Origin of the sequence: Oceanobacillus arenosus, from assembly GCF_003369575.1 — a bacterium.
GTDB lineage: Bacteria > Bacillota > Bacilli > Bacillales > Amphibacillaceae > Oceanobacillus > Oceanobacillus arenosus.
Map to the genome: position 1 here is coordinate 58,761 of NZ_PIOC01000002.1, position 18,737 is coordinate 77,497.

Consider the following 18,737-nt stretch of genomic DNA (forward strand, 5'->3'; position numbering starts at 1 on the left):
TCTATATTTATATTAACTATTTCATACTATTTAGTAGTCTTTCAATTCTAGCTTGTAGATCACTTATCTCAAATGGTTTTATTATGTAATCATCGGCACCAAGCATCAAAGCACGTTTTACGTCACTCTTATTACTTCTCCCAGTGAGCATAATTACCTTATATTGTTTGGCCTTTTGCCACTGCTTTACTTGCTGAAGAACTTCTATTCCATCCATCTTAGGCATAACACCATCCAAGATTAGTAGATGATTGACATCTTCCTTTGCATGTTTTGAATTTAAAAAGGCTGGTCCATTCTCAAAAACCTTGATGTTTAGCTCGAAACGATTGATGGATAAAGACTCCAATTCATTGGCTAATAGGGTCCGTATTATGAAGTTATCATCGACAACGGAAATATTCAGATACCCCTTTTGATTTTCACTAACACTATCTGCTATTGAACACACGACTTGTGCCCGGCCATTGTTTTTTGCTTCATATAATGAACTATCTGCCATTTTGAGTGCCTGATCTATTGTAACAGTTTCATCTTCCACCATAAAGACTCCAGCAGAAAATGTAACGGTGAAGTTAATATCTTGATGGGTAAAAACGAGGCTTGAAAAGCCATCATTTAATTCAGTTAAGCGATTTTTTGCCTCTTCACTCGTGGTTTTTGGAAATACAATAACAAATTCTTCTCCACCATAACGGTAAATAACATCTAAACTTCGAATGTTCTGTTTCAAATACTGGGCAAAATCTTGGAGCACTTTATCGCCCATGAGATGCCCGTATGTATCGTTTATTTTCTTAAAATAGTCAATATCAACAATACAAATTGAGAATGGATCTTTTGTCCGTTTAAAATCCTGGAAGAAGCGGGGTAAACTTTGCACTAGGAATCTTCTGTTATAAACCTGTGTCAGTTCATCAATTAATACAGATTGATCAAACATCTTCTTCCTTTGTAAATGATGCTTAACTCTTACTACAAATTCTTCCAAATCAATCGGCTTTTGTATAAAGTCATCCGCACCATTTTGATATGCTTTTATTCGAGTTTGCTTACTATCCTCGATGCTAATCATTATTGTAGGAATAAAGTATTTTTCATTATATTCCTGAATCTCTTGTAGCACTTCAAAGCCATTTTTATGTGGCAAATGGACATCAAGAATGAGGCAATCTGGCTTCATTTCGAAATACTGCTTAACGGCTTGTTCTGGATCTGTACAGGCCATAACCATCCAATTATTTTCTTCTAGCGCCTCTTTTAACATGATAAGCATGGAAGGGTCATCATCTATGATTTGGATTAACGGTGCATTTGATTGAGGAATGGGTTCATCCGGTATGGTTAGTTCATTAAAGTTCTCATACTCATACGTAAATTCAATCAGCGGCGATAGAAACCTTTTTAATTCAATAACATCCCACATGGAATCATTATCCTCATCAACTTTTTCTAGTAGATTTTCAGAGATCTCAAGGAGTTTTTCAATCTGGAGTGTTCCCGAAGTTCCTTTAATAGAATGCAAAAACCGATATATTTCAGCGTTTGCGACCTTTCCACCTTCCTCAAGTATTAACCATTTTGACAGGTTATCTTTAATTGTTTGTAAAAGATGATTTTTATATTTTTGTAGATCCATTTATATGCCACCCGTCCTATAGAGTTTTTCCGCGCGATTGATAGTGTAGAATGTTTGACGTAAATAAAACAGTGAAAAAGGAAGATCCTCTAATGGTAGAATAAAGTCACCACAACTCATCCATGGAAAAGAAGTCTTCCTATGACCTATTTTACAGTAGAAATAGTCGATACACTAGTACATACTTATTTTTTCTACAAAATGAACTTTCTGGGGCTACGATTACTCCTATAAGGGAGAGAGGTGAATGCATGAATGTCGATCGGCTGGTGAAAAAGGCAAAGAGGGGAAGCAAGGAAGCATTACTTCAATTGATTATGGCTGAAAAGGATAATTATTTTAGATTAGCTCTCACTTATCTAGGCAATTCACATGATGCCATGGATGTGATGGAGGACATGATTGTTACCTTATATGAAAAGGTCTATCAACTCAAAAAGGAAGAGGCTTTTTACAGCTGGAGTAAAACAATCTTGGTGAATCAGTGTAAAAGCGTATTACGTAAGCAAAAGAAACTGGTCTTATTGGATAATTGGAATACGATGATGGAGGAGGAATTTAGTTCTACGATAACGAGTGATCCTTATAATAGTAGGGAAATCAAAATTGACATTGATGCATTGTTATTATATCTAAATCCCCATCAAAGAGAGGCAATCCAATTAAAATACTTTCATGATCTCGATTACCAAACCATTGCTAATATAACAAAGGCGCCAATTGGGACGGTCAAATCAAGGATCTCTGAAGGGTTGAAGAGGCTAGGGGATCAATATAGGAGTGATGATGATGAATAATGCTCGGAAGCGGTTAGCTGAAGAGAAGAAGCGTCTGGACTTGATTCATGCACCAGAAGAATTGGAAGCAAGATTGAGAAATAAGCTAAACACGACGCCAAATCGAAGGAAACGCATGCCATCAATGTGGAAGCTGGCAGCAGTCGCCTTAGTTATGATCGTCATCATTAGCTATCAATACAATGCATTTGCTTACTATGGTAAGAAATTACTCGGATTTGATGAGGTGATTTCTGGTACAATAAGGGAACTTAATAATGAAGGGATGGGGCAAATTGTAGATGAACGGACAACATTTGAAAATGGGACAGAGCTTACTATTGATGGCATCATGACGGATGCGAATCAATTGATCATGTATTATACATTGACCAATCCAAATGGGGTAGGGGATTATGATACGGAAATGTTTCGGCCATTTAACATCACCGGTTTCCTAACGAATTCCCATCTTGAAAGTGGCACGTCATTACTGAATGACGATCAGACAGAGTTAAAAGGAGTGTTGACCTTTGAGCCTGTAAGTCCATTTTCAAAGGAATTAACCTTGCATTTTTGGCAAGGGTTAGAGGGTGGTCAAATGCTTGAGTTAGAACAACGTATTTCTTTTACCTATGATCCGAATAAGGCAATAAAGACTGAAATTAAACAGGCGATTAAGCAAACCTTCACAGCCGATCAAGGCAAGATTACATTTAACTGGATTACGGCTTCCCCGATGCTCACAGTCATTGAAGGAAAGCTGAATGTTGATAACTTCGATCGGACCCAATTAGGGCTAGACGGCATCGAATTAATTGCTAATGGAAAAAGGGTAGACATCATAGGTAGTGGCAGTCGCTCTGGACTTCTCGGGCGGAATTTCGATATTCGCTATGATGCACTTCCTAAGCAGCTGGAATCATTAGAATTAGTGATCAAAGCGTTTGTCGGCTATCAAACGTTAAATGAAAACCTCCCGCTTACCTCGCTGGGAGATAAAGCCTTTATGCTTGATGATAAAGAATTATGGATCAAAGCTGTTTCAGAAACCTCGGATGGCATTGAAATAACGATTGCCAGCGGTTATGACGTACTTCTGGATGGGGTCTCAATCGGATCAAAAGATGGGATGACCCCTTTAAGTACAACGATTGGTCAAATCGATGCAAAGCAAGAAAATGGAGAGATAATGAAGGAACGTACATTGGTATTCGATACAAGTGAAAAACCGGAATATCTTCATATCCAGGGGATGCATGTTACGAAGCAATACAATGAAGTCATCGAAATACCTATTGATTAAAGAGGTAGAATATTCTACAGACCCCCTTGGAGTGTCTGCTAGCAAGGCACTCAGGGGGTAATATAAAATGGAAGAATGCAAAACAACGTGAAGCTTGAATAGAGTTCATGTTGTTTTTTAACAGCTTAGGATACTATAAAATTGGATGCTGTGGATAACTTAATTACCGAGAAAAGCCACTTCCAGCGCCCAGCGAGACTTCCCCCACTTTCGTACGATAAGTCAATATCGATTCCGGTACTTAAGGAAGGCCGACGAAAAACAGGCTTCGCCAACGTCGGCATACCCCTAAAGTGAAGGGGCATGTTTCCTTTATCTCAAAAGGCAAGGAGAAGTTCGACTAAGTTCGCCACGTCCTGTGGCAACGTCGAACCACCTCACGTCCGTGGGGCGCAGTCCGTACACAGCTCAAACGGGCGCTTGCGCTTTTGTTCCATTATTCTCGCTGTGTATCGGTAACATCCAATATATCAAGTAAGAACACGAAAACTGGAATTCCGATAATCAATCCCCAGACACCAAAGAAATGCTGCGAGAAGATCAGGACGATAAACGTATAAAATACAGGTAAATCCGTTTTGGATGACATTAATTTTGGATTTAATATATATGCTTCAATTGCATGGATAATCATAATTGCTACGAATACGTACACGACAGTCAAGAATCCACCGATTGTAAAAGCAATCAATGAAAGTGGAATAAGTGAAATAATCACACCAGCGACAGGAATGAGTCCTAGGAAGAAAATCATAATGGACAATCCGCCGATTTGTGGGAATCCGAGAATCATTAAAACAATCACTGATAGGAACGTATTGATGAGCGCGATAATGAATTGTGCCTCGATTACTTTGCCAAAGGTACGTGAGAATTTTTTACCAAAGTACTCTATTTCCCGATAGAACGGGGCAATCTTGCTATGTTTAAACTTGTTTGTGAACTCGATTAAGCGTGGTTTTTCAAGAAGGAAAAATAAGCTAAGTAATAATGCAAGCAACACTTGGACACTCGTCTTACTAATATCTGAGAAGGATTTCAATAGAAATGAAAATCCATTTTCCAAATAACCGGTAATTTGATCGCTTGTAATAATCGATTCAATGAAGTTGACGATCGCATTGTCATAGGTTTCCATTGAGAAATTTGAAATTTGCCTGATCAATTGACTAATCTCTGTTGTAATAACTGGTAAGTACTTCACAATCCCAACCGTTAACAGACTAACAATGAGCGCGTATAGCAATAATACAAGTAATTTGCGATTGAACTTCATACGTTTGGTTGTAAATTCTACGAGACCATTCATTAAAAATGAGAAAATAAAGGTTAGGAGAATGAGATTCATCATACTTCTAACACTAAAGAGAATTAAAACAATGAGGCCAAAAATAATAATTCGTTTTACGCCTGTTTTCCGGAAAAACCCTGCTATCGATTCCATGTAAAATAATTCCCCTCTTACTATAAGTATGTAAATGCATGGATAAAATTACCTAGTATTTTTAGTATCTACTTAAAATAGGGAAAATACAAGCTGGAATGAAAGGTAATCATCCTATAAATAGCATTAAATTTTCGGTCTAATTGATTGGAAGTTATTCGAACCAAATGACCATTATCCTTTTCCAATGCAGTTCCGTTGAAAAAGTATTGACCTAGAGTTAACTCCATCGTTTATTGTTAAGGCAATAAAAAGACAGGGGTGAAGAAGTTGGTATTAGTTGTTTATGTTATTATTGCTATGTATGCGTTATTAACAATTATTGCAGGTGTCAGTCAATTGATTGCAAAAACGTTCCACGTGAATCATTTCATCTTTATTGTCCTATCCATTATGATGCTTGCTTCGCTGTTTATTCACGATAAGCAGTTAATGATCATTGGATTGATCATTATATTCATCGGTATGCACATCGTTGCGATTATCGAAGGGTTTGTAATGAATGGGGAGCTAGCATATAGTCATCATATTGTAAGATTTATTGTCCATATAATAATCATAGTAATGGTCCTTCTATTTATTAAGTAAAGTGGTGATAAGATGAAAATAGGCGAATGTTTCATCTTGCGGAAAATGTCGAGAAGGATCAAAAATTGAATAAGGAAGCGTTGAACCGTTTAATGGAATTAAAAGACATGTTTTCGAAAAAATACGAAGAAATGTTAAAAAGAGAACGGGAAATTATGGAGATTAAAGCCGTTCTAGAGAGAGCAAATAGCAAAATTGAGTATTTAAATCTTCGAAATAGGAAGTAGGCAACGGAATGTTTCTATGAAAATGCAGGTGGATATAAATGGATTTTCTAATTTGGATTACAATATTTATCCCGAATTAACTGTCTGTAAGACCCCCACTTCATGAAGTATCACTTTATCGTTATTTTCATTTCAACGAGTATGATAGAAAAAAGCTTAAAGTCCATCATCAAACAAAATGAGCGCATATGATTGAATTATTGGTAGAGATTAAAGAATCTAAGAAAAAGCAATGAGAAAATAAGTTAAGCACCTTTAGTTCAATACATACTCCAGAAAATACGTGGCAGACTAAGGCCCATGGAGGTGTATCTAATGGCTGAGGATGCTAAGAATAAAGTAACTGGGAATGTTAGTGATAAGCAAGCGGTACGAAAGAATTTATCAAAGGAATTTGATCATGAATTTGCAAATGAACCATTAACACCTGAAGAGCGATATAATAATAAAAAAACAAAGAAGCGACAGTGAGCCTATTAACTATCCCCCATTAACAATGTTGATGGGGGATATGTATTTCTAAGTGATAATTAAAATAAAGTGCCTCATACATCATAAATCGAAAGGAAATACTCATATCCAGTATAATCGATTTTATTTACATCGAAGAAATTCTTAATCACAAAAGCAGCTCCACCTAATGCACAGGAGTATTCCCCTAGTCGTGATGCTCTAATATCTCGATAATTATTAATTTTTGATTTCAGCTTATGTTCAATTTCTGTAATGAACGGTGAGTTTCCATTGATGATGGTACCATTAAGAATGATCTTTTCTGGGTTAAAGATATTGATGATATTATTGATGCCAACTGCAAGGTAATCAAGGTAGGAATCGATTATTTGTGCTGCGCCTTCTCCGTCATGCAATGCGTCCAGGATCTCTTGCTCGGAAGCGGCTGGACGGTCCTTTTCCAGAGCATTCATCAGTGCCCGCTCAGAGGCATATAATTCCCAGCACCCTGTATTACCACAGGAACATGGCAAGCCTTTGGATTCAACGACCATATGCCCTATTTCACCAGCAAATCCTTGATAGCCGCGATAGATTTTATTCTCATTCATGATGCCGAGACCAATCCCTGAATATAATGTAATACAAAATAGATCTGGGATTGCTTCATCAAATACTTGCTCCGCGAAAACACTTAAGTTTGCATTGTTATCAACATAGACGGTTGTCTGTAATGCCGCTTCAAGTCGATCCTTAATGTTAATATTGGACCATCTCTGTTTTGGTGTGAAAATAATTTCCTCTTTAGCGTTAACAATGCCATGGATTCCTACGCATATACCAGCAAGCCCATTCGGCTGATAGTTCTTCGCGAATTTCTTAATCAATGGTGTGACCGTTTCAATTAATTGATCGACGGCACACTCTAGGTCAGCATCTTCAAGCGCTACACGTACACTGTGAAATGCCTCGCCCTTTAAATCCATAAAGATAATATTGATATAGTCCTCGACGATATCAATCCCAATACTGAATGCCCCATTTGCATTCAACTCAAGAAGAATCGGCTTTCTTCCACGAGTAACAGATTCACCCTCTTTTTTCTCTATGACTATTTTCTCTGCAATTAGCTCACTTACTTGGGCAGAAACGGTCGCCTTATTCAATCCAGTAATCCGGGCTAAATCACTTCTAGATAAGGATCTGCTTTTAATAATTTCCTCTATCAATATCCTTCGATTCAATTGTTTTATATAGTTTGCATCGCCAGTGTTCATAAATATCCCTCACAATTTTTAGAAAACTTCGGTTTAACCTAAACCTTGGGCAAAAGCCTTAGTCGCACTTATCTACAAAAAAAATTGAAAAAAGTACGATTTCCTCTTGAAAAATAAAACGTTTACATATATGATATTACTATACAGTAAATAGTTTGTTTAGTAAACAAATAATTAATTTCATAATGAATGCATTATATGGGATAATATAGTTTGTGAACAAATTATTTCATATTAAATAGGGAGAGGTTGATTAAAGTGAAAACTTTTATTACAGACGATTTTCTACTTTACAATGAAACAGCAAAAGAACTCTTTCACAACACAGCAAAGAAATTACCGATTTTAGATTATCATAATCATTTGAATCAATATGAGATCTTAGAGGATAAGAACTATTCGAATTTAGCGGAAGTATGGCTAGGTGGAGACCATTATAAATGGCGCGGCATGAGAGCAAATGGAATTAGCGAGGATTATATTACCGGAAATAAGAGTGATTACGAGAAATTCCTTGCATGGGCTAAGACAGTTCCTAACACGCTGGGAAATCCATTATATCATTGGACACACTTAGAATTGCTTCGTTATTTCGATATCGATGAGCTTCTAAATGAGAAGTCAGCTCCAGCAATTTGGGAAGCGGCAAATGCGAAGTTAGCAACACCCGAATTATCAACAAGAGCATTATTAAAAAATAAAAATGTTGAATTTGTCGGCACAACCGATGACCCAACAGATGATTTAGAAGGACATAAAGCATTGGCTAAGGAAGATTTCTCTATCACTGTTTCTCCTTCATTCCGTCCGGACAAAGGTTTAGCAATCGAAAATGATGATTTTCTAGCCTGGGTTGAGAAGCTTGAACAAGCAACAAATACTTCTGTTAAGAGCTATGAAGCATTCCTTAATGGATTAGCAAGCCGTGTGGACTACTTTGATGAGCATGGCTGCCGCAGCTCGGATCATGGAATCAATGTTATTTTCTATGAAGCAGCATCGAAGGAAGAAGTATCTGCTATTTTCCAAAAACGTCTAAACAATGAAGCATTATCTGCGAAGGAAATTGAACAATTTAAAACCTATACAATGGTAACGCTTGGCGAATTGTATGCAGATAAAGGCTGGGTAATGCAGTTCCACATCAATCCATTACGTAATAACAGTACACGTATGTTCAGAAAAATTGGCCCAGATGCTGGCTTTGACTCCATTGGCGATAATTTACTTGCAAGTAAGCTTTCAAGTCTTTTAGATGCAATGGATATTAATGATAAGCTTCCAAAAACGATTCTTTACAGCTTAAATGCAAGAGATAATGATATTCTTGCTGCAATGGCTGGTAATTTCCAAACAGATGAAATTCCTGGTAAAGTCCAATTTGGAACAGCATGGTGGTTTAATGATACAATCGACGGTATGGAAGACCAAATGAAGACGTTAGCGAATATGGGACTTATAAGCAACTTTGTCGGAATGCTAACAGACTCCAGAAGCTTCCTTTCCTTCCCAAGACATGAGTATTTCCGAAGAATTCTTTGTAATTTATTAGGTTCATGGGTTGAACAAGGAAAAGCACCGAAGGATATGGAATTATTGGAAACATATGTAAGAAATATTTGCTACGACAATGCAAAACGTTTCTTCTCAATTTAGTAGTTAAGAAAGTACAGTAGCCTTAGTTTTCTAAAAAGATAGTAAAAAATTGTAGGAAGTTTTAACTTCTAGTCGATTTTAGGTATAATAAAATTAGCTAGTCTTAAATAAAGTTACTAAGCAAAGGATGAATTAAACAATGGCAGAACAACAAATTGGTGTTATTGGTTTAGCAGTAATGGGAAAAAACTTAGCGTTAAACATTGAGAGCAGAGGATATTCTGTAGCAGTATTTAACCGCTCATACGATAAAACAGAAGCATTCCTTGCTAACGAAGCAAAAGGAAAGAACTTTGTTGGTGGTAAGACTATTGAAGAATTTGTTAATTCTTTAGAAAAACCTCGTAAAATTTTGTTGATGGTTAAAGCTGGTGCGGCAACGGATGCAACGATTGAATCATTACAACCATACCTTGAAAAAGGCGATATCCTAATCGATGGTGGTAATACATTATTCGAAGATACAATCCGTCGTAATAAAATGTTAGATGAAACTGGTATTCACTTCATTGGAACAGGGGTTTCAGGTGGAGAAGAGGGCGCACTTAACGGACCTTCTATGATGCCTGGTGGACAAAAAGAAGCATATGAACTTGTGGCACCAATCTTCGAAGCTATTTCAGCTAAGGTTGATGGTGAACCATGTGTGACATATATCGGACCAAACGGTGCAGGACATTTCGTTAAAATGGTGCACAATGGTATCGAATATGGCGATATGCAATTGATTTCTGAAGCATACTTCATCTTGAAGAATGTTCTTGGCATGGAAGCACCAGAGCTTCATGAAGTATTTACAGAATGGAATAAAGGCGAACTAGACAGTTACCTAATTGAAATCACAGCTGACATCTTTACTAAAAAAGATGACGAAACAGGCAAACCGCTTGTTGATGTAATCATGGATAAAGCTGGTCAAAAAGGTACTGGTAAATGGACAAGTAAAAACGCATTAGATTTAGGTGTTCCACTTCCATTGATTACGGAATCTGTATTTGCTCGCTTCATCTCTTCATTGAAGGACGAACGTGTTGCAGCAAGTAAAGTATTAAGCGGACCAAGTGTAACAAAACATGAAGGTAACCGTGAAGAGCTTGTAGAAGCAATCCGTAAAGCATTATATATGAGTAAAATTGTATCTTACGCACAAGGATTTGCACAAATGCGTGCAGCTTCAGAAGAAAACAACTGGGATCTTCAATTCGGTGACATTGCTATGATCTGGCGTGGTGGATGTATTATCCGTGCTAACTTCCTGCAAAAAATTAAAGATGCATATGATCGTGAACCTGCTTTAGCTAACTTGATGCTAGATCCTTACTTCAAGGAAATTGTTGAAGGATATCAATCAGCATTACGTGAAGTTGTTTCTGTAGCAATTAAACATGGTATTGCTGTACCAACATTTGCAAGTGCAATTGCATACTATGATAGCTATCGTTCTGAAGATTTATCAGCTAACTTAATTCAAGCACAACGTGACTACTTCGGTGCACACACTTACGAACGTAAAGACAAAGAAGGCGTATTCCACACGAACTGGTTCTAAAACCAAAAGTGCAAGCACCCGTTTAGCGACGTACGGACTGGACTGAGCCGTAGGAGATAAAGGAAACACGGTGAGCGTAAGCGAATCGATGTTGACTTATCGTACGGAGGTGAGGGAAGTCTCGCTAGTCGCTGGGTGCTGGAGCTGGACTAAATTAATAAGAACGCTACTTGCTAATTAAAGTAGCGTTCCCATTAATTAATTCTATTTTACGCAAGGTTTTTAGCTAAAGGTTCTTCATGCAGTGTGAAGGTTAGCTCTGGAACTTCCAGAAAGCGCTGGATTAGTAGTGCACAAGCACCAAGGACACAAGCGTTATCACTCAGATCGGATAATACAATTTCCCGATAGGTGCTTACAGATGACTTTAAGTGACTTGTTATTTCCACAACTGCGTTCGGATATAGCGCTAAGATTTGGCTGTTAATGACGATTGTTTCTGGATTATATAAGTTAATGATATTGTTTAAGCCAATAGCCAAGTTTTTGTTGAATTGTCTCATCTTTTCTAATGCAATAGGATCTTGATTTTTAAGCAAAGTTTTCATGTCGTTAATCGTTAAGCTTTTCTTGTTATACTCTAGTGCCAAAGCTTCTAATAGGCTTGTTTCTGAGGAGTATCCCTCCCAGCAGCCGTGGTTTCCACATTTACATGGCTTACCATCTGGAGCAATAATCATATGCCCCATTTCGCCTGCGTATCCGTGGTATCCTTTATGAAGCTTACCATCAATCATAATTCCAGCACCAATTCCAGAAGTTAAGATGACGGTAAGTAAGTTGTCGCTATGATGATATTTGTATACCTTCTCAGCATATGCCGATAGGTTTGCATTATTTTCAATGTAGATATTGAGGTCCATTAATTCCCTTTTAAGATCGGATTTTAAATTCTTATGGCTCCATTGATATTTAGGAACAAAAAGAATACTTTCATCATTATTGACGGTTCCATGGACGCCAATCATGATACCGACTAACCCACAGTGATTATTGGAATATAGGCTAACATAGTGTTTAATATGAATAATTAGCAAGGTAACAATTTCATGATAATCATTGGTCTCTGGATAAATTGTATCTGATTGAATCGGTTGTCCGTTTAATCCGGAAATGGTGAATTGTATACGCCTGAAGTCAAGATCGATACCTAATACGTACCCAGCTTTATTATTAATGGAAAGCATAATTGGTCTTCTGCCGACTGTATTATGTTCATGCTGCGTTTCATTAATTAATTCTTCTTTTAATAGATCTGCAACTTGAACAGAAATCGTTGCTTTGTTAAGACCAATGGTTTTTGATAAGTCTGCCCTTGAAATTAGGCCATGTTTAATGATGTTTTTTAAGATGAGACTTCTATTTATTTTTTTAATATATGCACCATCACCTGTTACCATCGTTAGATCCCCCTATGTTTATAATTGGAGTAGTAGAAAGAAAGAATCTCAGTACGTTTGTTTATATTTGTTTGTTATACAAAGTAATTCATCAAACCCCATTGAAAGGGTTTACATAAAATGAATAACAAAGCAATGCTGAAATTCCTAAAAACGTATACTTTCTAATGCCCTCGGTACTCCATATAACTATATTATAGCAAAAGATAGAAATTTAGGGGAAAATTCTTTATTTTTACATAATAATTATTCTAGGAGGTAGAAAAATGAAAATTGCGTTGATTGCACATGATAAAAAAAAGGATAATATGGTTCGATTTACAGAAGCATATAAATTTGTTCTAGAAAAGCATGAACTATTTGCTACAGGAACAACGGGACTAAGAATTTCTGAAAGCACAGGATTAAGTGTGAAACGATTTCAATCTGGTCCACTAGGTGGGGACCAACAAATTGGTGCGATGGTCGCAGAGAATAACATGGATATGATTATCTTCTTTCGGGATCCGTTAACGGCACAACCGCATGAACCAGATGTATCAGCATTAATGCGATTAAGTGATGTATATGAAATACCACTAGCAACGAATATGGGGTCTGCAGAGTTATTTATTCGTTCATTGGATCGAGGAGATCTCGATTGGCGTGACATTGTTCATGAGAAGTAATTATCTTAATGTGCTTTTAATAAAGCACTCACAGATAATTACTTGGTGAATTTAGACAGTATGAAGCAATGACTTTTCTGATTCTTTGGTATAAACTAAAGATAGTTCCTAAATGAAAGGAATGGTCTATTTGGATGAAACATTGCTTATAAACTATCGTGTTCACGGGAAATGGGCGGATATGGGCGACTATCATTCACATCAGGAATATGAAATCTACTTTTTCCATGGTGGCTCTTGCAGGTATTTGATCCGGAATCAAATTTATGATTTGGAACCGGGGGATATCCTATTAATGGATGGAATGACACTCCATAAACCAAACGTTCCTCAAAATAGTGAATATGTTCGTAGTACGATTCACTTTTCACCACAATGGATTCAAGGAATGCTTCAAGAAATAGGCGGTATGCATTTATTAGATGTATTTAAAAAGCTGCATCATTGTTTAATCCGAACAAAGGAGAACGAGGAATCTAAGGCTTTGGAAAAGGTTATCCAGCGTATGTCAGATGTGAAGCGATCATCTAATAGCTTTGCAGAATTAGAAATGAAGGCGCTGTTATTACAAGTATTGATTATGGTAAATCAACTTGGACAAGTTGATTCAATGAAGTTACAAAGTAGCAAAATCGATAAAATGAAGCATGCAGAAGACATTGTTTCTTTTATCCAAACAAATTATATGTATAAATTAACGATTGACTCCATTTCTGATGCTTTAAGCTTAAGTAAGTCTTATGTATCCCATGTTTTTAAGGAAATGACAGGGTTTACAGTAATGGAATATGTCATGGGCTACCGTCTAACCCAGGTGAAATTTTTACTTGAGATGGAGCCGGATAAAGCATTAAAGGATATCGCAAATGAATGTGGTTTTGAAAGCGTATCGCATTTTAGCCGTTATTTTCGAGAGAAGGTAGGCGTAACGGCGAGAGAGTATCGTAGTAAACGTCTAAAAATATATTAAGAGGAGAATGAGAAATGAAAAAAGTAAGATTAGGTATTATTGGTTTAGGCGCACAAGGCGGAGCATATGCTGGTTTTATTACAGAGGGTAAAGTTCCAAACATGGAGATTGGTGCAATATGTGACACAGATCCAGAAAAAAAAGCAGTTGCTGCTGAGAAGTATCCAGATGTTCCATTCTATGATAACTACATCGAAATGTTAGAAAGTGGAGATGTTGACGCGGTTGTTACTTGTGTGCCACATTATTTACATCCAGAAATGGGAATTGAAGCACTGAAAAGAGATATTCATGCATTAGTAGAGAAGCCAGCTGGCGTATATACAAAACAAGTTCGAGAATTAAACGAATTTGCAGCAACAAAACCAGAATTAACATTCGGTATCATGTTTAATCAAAGAACGAATGAACTGTATCAGAAAGTTAAAGAAATAGTCGATAATGGTGAAATTGGAAAAATCCGCCGTACAAACTGGATTATTACAACATGGTGGAGACCACAAGGTTATTATGACCAAAGTGCATGGAGAGCAACTTGGGAAGGTGAAGGCGGCGGGGTTCTTGTAAACCAAGCACCACACCAACTTGATCTACTTCAATGGATCGCTGGTATGCCGAAGAAAGTATATTCAAATGTGAAATACGGCTACCAAAGAAATATCGCAGTAGAAGATGAAGTAACAGCAATGTTTGACTATGGTAACGGCGCAACAGGTGTCTTCATCACTGCTACGCATGACATTATGGGAACTGACCGTTTTGAAATTCATGGCGATAATGGAAAGATCGTCGTTGATGATAGTAAGAAAGTAACGATTAAACGCCTTCGTAAGCCAGAATCTGAGATGAGTGCGACAATGAGCATGCAAGATGTCATGGGAATCTTCATGGGTGGCGACACTGGAGATATCTATGAAGAAGAAGTTATTGAATATGAAAGCGTATGGGGTGCACAGCATTCATCTGTTATGGAAAACTTCGCAGCGAATATTCTAGATGGTACACCATTACTTGCGCCTGGAAGCGATGGAATTAATGGCGTTGCACTCGCAAACGCAATCCACCTTTCAAGCTGGTTAGGTAAAGAAGTAGAGCTACCAGTAGATGAAGACTTGTACTTCGCTGAATTACAGAAGAAAATTGAAGAAGAAAAACGTAACCCAATTAAAAAAGGTTAAGGGATGGTTGAGCGGTGTGGTGGTGTCTGCAAAAGATGTTTCACTACCAAGCCTTCATCTTTCTAAAATAAGTGAGAGATAACGATAGTTGTTAACCTATGTCCATATTGGATATAGGTTAACTTTAAAAGGAGGTCGACTCAATGCTAAACGTAGCAGTTATTGGTCTTGGTGATATTTCAAAAATCCATTTACCAGTTATTCAGGAAAACCAAAATGTAACCTTGATCGCTGTATGTGATATTGATGAAACATTAAGAGATACGGTTCCGGGGGTAAACTTTTATACGGATTATCATGAAATGCTGGAAAAGGAACAGTTAGACTGTGTCCATATTTGTTTACCACATGATCAGCATTATCCAGCAACGAAAGCATGTGTCGAGCATGGCGTTCATGTATTCCAAGAGAAACCACTTGCAAGAAGTGCTGAAGAAGGAATGTTCATTGTTGACCTTGAAGAACAGCATAAGGATGTAAAGATCTGTGTGTCTTTCCAAAATCGCTTGAATGAAACGTTTGAAAAAATGCAAGAGATGATAGAAAGTGGCGAATATGGCAAAGTAACCGGCCTTAAAGGACTTGTAACATGGTATAGACCAAAGGAGTATTACGATGTGAAGCCATGGCGTGGCATTATGAGACAGGCCGGTGGTGGCGTGATGATTAATCAAGCAATCCATACACTGGATCAAATGCAATTAATCGGCGGAGAAGTGGATGCGATTAGAGGTTCAATCGACAACCTCGTTGATTATGGTTATGAAGTAGAAGATACAGCAACCGCAAATATTCAATTCAAAAATGGTGCAACAGGATTGTTCTTTGCAACAATCACAAATGCCATTAATTCGTCTGTCGAATTTCAAGTTGTGCTTGAAAAAGGGAAATTAACAATCAAAGATAGCGTACTAACAAAGACAAATGCTGAAGGTAAAAAGGAAAAGGTGATTGAAGACGCGAAGCTTCCCGGTGCGAAATTCTATTATGGGGCAAGCCATTCTAAATTAATCAACCATTTCTATACTTGCATTGAAGAAGATTCACAGGATTATATTCATGCGCGAGACGCACAAATATCGATGGAAATGATTAGTGCTATTCGCAGATCATCGGAAATAAAACAACCAATCAAAATGGAGGTATACAAATGACTAAAGGTAAAATCGGCGTACAAATGATGATGCTTAAAGGTAAAGTAGAAGAAATTGGTGCATATGAAACAATGAAGAAGCTACATGAACTTGGCTTCGGTGCTGTTGAAGTATCCCAAATTCCAATGACAGAAGAAAACGTTGCAGAATTAAAACGAGCAAGTGAAGAATTTGACATTAAGATTGCAGCTCTTTCAGCTGGATTAGAACCAATGCTACCAGGTGCACCAGGGGAAACATTAAGCAATGACTTTGATAAGATTGTGAACGATTGTAAAACATTAAACTGTAACTTTATTCGCATTGGTATGCTTCCGTTAAACGTAATGGGTGATAAAGATCAAATCCTAGCGTTTATCGAACGTGCGGAAGCAATGGCAGAAAGACTTGCAGAACACGGAATTGAATTATATTACCATACGCATCATATCGAGTTCCAAAAATTTGATGGTGAATTTTTATTAGACATTATGAAAAACAACACATCGAAACTTGGTTTCGAATTAGATGTTCACTGGATTCAACGTGCAGGTGTAAATCCAATTACATTCGTACAACAATATAAAGGACGTATCGCGCTATTGCACTTGAAGGACTATCGTATCGGCAAATTAGAAGTCAACGAGGAAGACCTTAAGGACATGGGTAAATTCTTCAACAAGTTTACAAACTTAATAGAGTTCGCTGAAGTAGGCGAAGGAAACCTTGATATTAAAGGTGTAATCGAAGCAGGCCTTGAAAGTGGTGCACAATACTTCCTAATCGAACAAGACGACACATACGGAAGAGACCCATTCGATTGCCTAGAAACATCAGCAAATAATTTACGCGAATTGGGATATGCTGACTGGTTCTAAAAAATAATTGCGAGATACTTTCTTATCTTCAGAGTGAAGGATGATGGTTAGCAGTTGATAACAAGTGCTCTCGGGCCAGTCGCTCCGAAAATACACTACGCTGGGTATGTGCGAAACCTATCGACATAGGAGTAGACAGCGTTGCCCCTTTGTTGAGGCGTATAAATAGGGGTAGAAAAAATAAGCAGTGTAATAGAAATCGGTCAGATACCGATTTCTATTTCCATGTGAAAAATGATACTGAAGGAGTGTTGATAAAATGAGTAATAAAGATGGAATGAATTATGCTCCTAAAGGGAAGCCGAATCCAGTTGTAAAAGAGGGAGAATTCCCAATTGCAGCCGCAGCATTAGACCATGGGCATATTAACGGAATGTGTAATGGACTAGTTGAAGCAGGTGCAACATTAAAATGGGTATATGACCCAGATCCAGAAAAAGTGAAGGCTTTTGTTGAACAATTTCCTGGAGTAGAGGTTGCCGAATCTCTCGAGCAAATTTTAAATGATGACTCAATTAAACTAGTTGCAGCGGCAGCGATCCCTTCCGAAAGAAGTGCGCTAGGCAATAAAGTAATGGAAGCTGGCAAAGATTACTTCACAGACAAAACTCCATTCACAACACTTGCTCAATTAGAGGAGACAAAGCGGGTAGTAGAGCGTACTGGACAGAAGTATATGGTATATTTCAGTGAGCGACTTCATGTAGAAGGTGCTGTATTTGCAGGACAATTAATTAGAGACGGTGCAATTGGCCGTGTAATACAAGTAACAGGATTTGGTCCACATCGTTTAAACGCAGATACTCGACCAGACTGGTTCTTCAATAAGGAACAATATGGTGGTATTTTATGTGATATTGGTAGTCACCAAATAGAACAGTTTTTATACTACACAGGGAATGAAGATGCAAAGCTCCTGAACAGTAAAGTAGGAAATTATAATAATCCAGAGCACCCAGAATTAGAGGATTATGGAGATGCTACATTAGTTGGTGAGAACGGTGCAACTTTCTACTTTAAAGTGGACTGGTTTACACCGGACGGATTAAGCACTTGGGGCGATGGTCGTACGTTTATTACAGGAACGGAAGGAACGATTGAAATTCGCAAATATGTCGATGTAGCCCGCGAGGAAACAGGGGATCATCTGTACCTAGTGAACAAAGAAGGCGAGAAGCATTATGCATTGTCAGGTGAAGTAGGCTTCCCGTTCTTTGGTGAATTTATTAAAGATTGTATCAATCGTACAGAGAATGCAATGACACAGGAGCATGCATTTAAGGCGGCTGAGCTTTGTTTAGTAGCACAGGATGAAGCTGTTGTAGTAACAAAATAATAAGCAATGCTGCCCTGAAATGGTTTGGCTGTCATTTCGGGGCTATCTGTTTGTATCTAAGAATCTAAATAATGCACCTACTACCACCATTTTTATCTCCTTCAAACAGCATTATTTCTAAAAAAGATAACGCTTTCTCTTGACGAAGTGCGGTACAGATGATAATCTTAAATTATTAATTTGTTTATTAAACAAATTAAAAGATCTATTAAGAAAAAGCATTCGTGAAATCGTATTCTTCCCTGTGCATCCAACAACA

General features: G+C 37.5%; 17 protein-coding genes. 13 read left to right on the forward strand and 4 right to left on the reverse strand.

Going from position 1 to position 18,737, the window contains the following annotated elements; all coding sequences use genetic code 11:
• Positions 1-16 precede the first annotated feature (16 nt).
• The gene (locus CWR48_RS02215; RefSeq protein ID WP_115771411.1) at positions 17-1,639 is read right to left on the reverse strand and encodes a response regulator; all 1,623 of its coding nucleotides are present in this window, start codon (positions 1,637-1,639) and stop codon (positions 17-19) included.
• A 251-nt stretch (positions 1,640-1,890) separates the two neighbouring features.
• Between CWR48_RS02215 and CWR48_RS02220 the strand changes: the two genes are divergently transcribed.
• Both CWR48_RS02220 and CWR48_RS02225 read left to right on the forward strand, forming a co-directional pair.
• On the forward strand, positions 1,891-2,436 hold the full coding sequence (locus CWR48_RS02220) for a sigma-70 family RNA polymerase sigma factor (RefSeq protein WP_115771412.1): 546 nt from the start codon (positions 1,891-1,893) through the stop codon (positions 2,434-2,436).
• Complete coding sequence (locus CWR48_RS02225; protein WP_245976683.1) at positions 2,423-3,721, forward strand: DUF4179 domain-containing protein; 1,299 nt, start codon at positions 2,423-2,425, stop codon at positions 3,719-3,721. The genes CWR48_RS02220 and CWR48_RS02225 overlap by 14 nt, the downstream gene beginning before the upstream one ends.
• Positions 3,722-4,157: 436 nt before the next feature.
• Here the strand turns inward: CWR48_RS02225 and CWR48_RS02230 are convergent, their stop codons facing one another.
• Entirely contained in the window at positions 4,158-5,165 is a 1,008-nt protein-coding gene (locus CWR48_RS02230) for an AI-2E family transporter (RefSeq protein WP_115771414.1), read from the reverse strand.
• A gap of 270 nt (positions 5,166-5,435) precedes the next feature.
• On the opposite strand from CWR48_RS02230, the gene CWR48_RS02235 reads away from it, so the two are divergent.
• The 3 genes from CWR48_RS02235 to sspO all read left to right on the forward strand — a co-directional run bounded on the left by CWR48_RS02235 (position 5,436) and on the right by sspO (position 6,451).
• Positions 5,436-5,753 carry a hypothetical protein gene (locus CWR48_RS02235; protein WP_115771415.1) on the forward strand — a complete coding sequence of 106 codons (318 nt, stop codon included), beginning with the start codon at positions 5,436-5,438 and terminating at the stop codon, positions 5,751-5,753.
• A gap of 65 nt (positions 5,754-5,818) precedes the next feature.
• Positions 5,819-5,980, forward strand: a complete 162-nt coding sequence (locus CWR48_RS20270) for a hypothetical protein (protein ID WP_170140665.1) — start codon at positions 5,819-5,821, stop codon at positions 5,978-5,980.
• Positions 5,981-6,295: 315 nt separating this feature from the next.
• Positions 6,296-6,451, forward strand: coding sequence for a small acid-soluble spore protein O (sspO, locus tag CWR48_RS02245; RefSeq protein WP_115771417.1), 156 nt, complete (start codon positions 6,296-6,298; stop codon positions 6,449-6,451).
• A 74-nt stretch (positions 6,452-6,525) separates the two neighbouring features.
• On the opposite strand, the gene CWR48_RS02250 is transcribed toward sspO, so the two are convergent.
• Positions 6,526-7,710 (reverse strand): ROK family transcriptional regulator, encoded by a 1,185-nt coding sequence (locus tag CWR48_RS02250; RefSeq protein ID WP_115771418.1) that lies wholly within the window; start codon positions 7,708-7,710, stop codon positions 6,526-6,528.
• Between the two features lie 258 nt (positions 7,711-7,968).
• Between CWR48_RS02250 and uxaC the strand changes: the two genes are divergently transcribed.
• Together uxaC and gndA are read left to right on the forward strand one after the other, a co-directional pair.
• The gene (uxaC, locus tag CWR48_RS02255; protein WP_115771419.1) at positions 7,969-9,366 is read left to right on the forward strand and encodes a glucuronate isomerase; all 1,398 of its coding nucleotides are present in this window, start codon (positions 7,969-7,971) and stop codon (positions 9,364-9,366) included.
• A gap of 139 nt (positions 9,367-9,505) precedes the next feature.
• Positions 9,506-10,915 carry an NADP-dependent phosphogluconate dehydrogenase gene (gene gndA, locus CWR48_RS02260; protein ID WP_115771420.1) on the forward strand — a complete coding sequence of 470 codons (1,410 nt, stop codon included), beginning with the start codon at positions 9,506-9,508 and terminating at the stop codon, positions 10,913-10,915.
• Between the two features lie 209 nt (positions 10,916-11,124).
• Here gndA and CWR48_RS02265 read toward each other — a convergent pair whose 3' ends face one another.
• The gene (locus CWR48_RS02265; protein WP_115771421.1) at positions 11,125-12,315 is read right to left on the reverse strand and encodes an ROK family transcriptional regulator; all 1,191 of its coding nucleotides are present in this window, start codon (positions 12,313-12,315) and stop codon (positions 11,125-11,127) included.
• Positions 12,316-12,581: 266 nt separating this feature from the next.
• Here CWR48_RS02265 and mgsA point away from each other — a divergent pair, with 266 nt between their 5' ends.
• The 6 genes from mgsA to CWR48_RS02295 all read left to right on the forward strand — a co-directional run bounded on the left by mgsA (position 12,582) and on the right by CWR48_RS02295 (position 18,478).
• Entirely contained in the window at positions 12,582-12,983 is a 402-nt protein-coding gene (mgsA, locus tag CWR48_RS02270) for a methylglyoxal synthase (RefSeq protein WP_115771422.1), read from the forward strand.
• 112 nt (positions 12,984-13,095) lie between these two features.
• Positions 13,096-13,953: an AraC family transcriptional regulator gene (locus CWR48_RS02275; protein ID WP_115771423.1), complete on the forward strand. Its 858-nt coding sequence runs from the start codon at positions 13,096-13,098 to the stop codon at positions 13,951-13,953.
• Between the two features lie 14 nt (positions 13,954-13,967).
• Entirely contained in the window at positions 13,968-15,131 is a 1,164-nt protein-coding gene (locus CWR48_RS02280) for a Gfo/Idh/MocA family protein (RefSeq protein ID WP_115771424.1), read from the forward strand.
• Between the two features lie 143 nt (positions 15,132-15,274).
• The gene (locus CWR48_RS02285; RefSeq protein WP_115771425.1) at positions 15,275-16,285 is read left to right on the forward strand and encodes a Gfo/Idh/MocA family protein; all 1,011 of its coding nucleotides are present in this window, start codon (positions 15,275-15,277) and stop codon (positions 16,283-16,285) included.
• Complete coding sequence (locus tag CWR48_RS02290) at positions 16,282-17,142, forward strand: sugar phosphate isomerase/epimerase family protein (protein WP_115771426.1); 861 nt, start codon at positions 16,282-16,284, stop codon at positions 17,140-17,142. The genes CWR48_RS02285 and CWR48_RS02290 overlap by 4 nt, the downstream gene beginning before the upstream one ends.
• Positions 17,143-17,401: 259 nt before the next feature.
• Positions 17,402-18,478 carry a Gfo/Idh/MocA family protein gene (locus CWR48_RS02295; protein ID WP_115771427.1) on the forward strand — a complete coding sequence of 359 codons (1,077 nt, stop codon included), beginning with the start codon at positions 17,402-17,404 and terminating at the stop codon, positions 18,476-18,478.
• Positions 18,479-18,737: the final 259 nt, after the last annotated feature.

Bases quoted from the DNA above. Each gene is read 5' to 3' on its own strand.
- CWR48_RS02215 (WP_115771411.1), bottom strand. From the start codon at position 1,639: ATGGATCTACAAAAATATAAAAATCATCTTTTACAAACAATTAAAGAT.
- CWR48_RS02220 (WP_115771412.1), top strand. From the start codon at position 1,891: ATGAATGTCGATCGGCTGGTGAAAAAGGCAAAGAGGGGAAGCAAGGAA.
- CWR48_RS02225 (WP_245976683.1), top strand. From the start codon at position 2,423: ATGATGATGAATAATGCTCGGAAGCGGTTAGCTGAAGAGAAGAAGCGT.
- CWR48_RS02230 (WP_115771414.1), bottom strand. From the start codon at position 5,165: ATGGAATCGATAGCAGGGTTTTTCCGGAAAACAGGCGTAAAACGAATT.
- sspO (WP_115771417.1), top strand. From the start codon at position 6,296: ATGGCTGAGGATGCTAAGAATAAAGTAACTGGGAATGTTAGTGATAAG.
- CWR48_RS02250 (WP_115771418.1), bottom strand. From the start codon at position 7,710: ATGAACACTGGCGATGCAAACTATATAAAACAATTGAATCGAAGGATA.
- gndA (WP_115771420.1), top strand. From the start codon at position 9,506: ATGGCAGAACAACAAATTGGTGTTATTGGTTTAGCAGTAATGGGAAAA.
- CWR48_RS02265 (WP_115771421.1), bottom strand. From the start codon at position 12,315: ATGGTAACAGGTGATGGTGCATATATTAAAAAAATAAATAGAAGTCTC.
- mgsA (WP_115771422.1), top strand. From the start codon at position 12,582: ATGAAAATTGCGTTGATTGCACATGATAAAAAAAAGGATAATATGGTT.
- CWR48_RS02275 (WP_115771423.1), top strand. From the start codon at position 13,096: ATGAAAGGAATGGTCTATTTGGATGAAACATTGCTTATAAACTATCGT.
- CWR48_RS02280 (WP_115771424.1), top strand. From the start codon at position 13,968: ATGAAAAAAGTAAGATTAGGTATTATTGGTTTAGGCGCACAAGGCGGA.
- CWR48_RS02285 (WP_115771425.1), top strand. From the start codon at position 15,275: ATGCTAAACGTAGCAGTTATTGGTCTTGGTGATATTTCAAAAATCCAT.
- CWR48_RS02290 (WP_115771426.1), top strand. From the start codon at position 16,282: ATGACTAAAGGTAAAATCGGCGTACAAATGATGATGCTTAAAGGTAAA.
- CWR48_RS02295 (WP_115771427.1), top strand. From the start codon at position 17,402: ATGAGTAATAAAGATGGAATGAATTATGCTCCTAAAGGGAAGCCGAAT.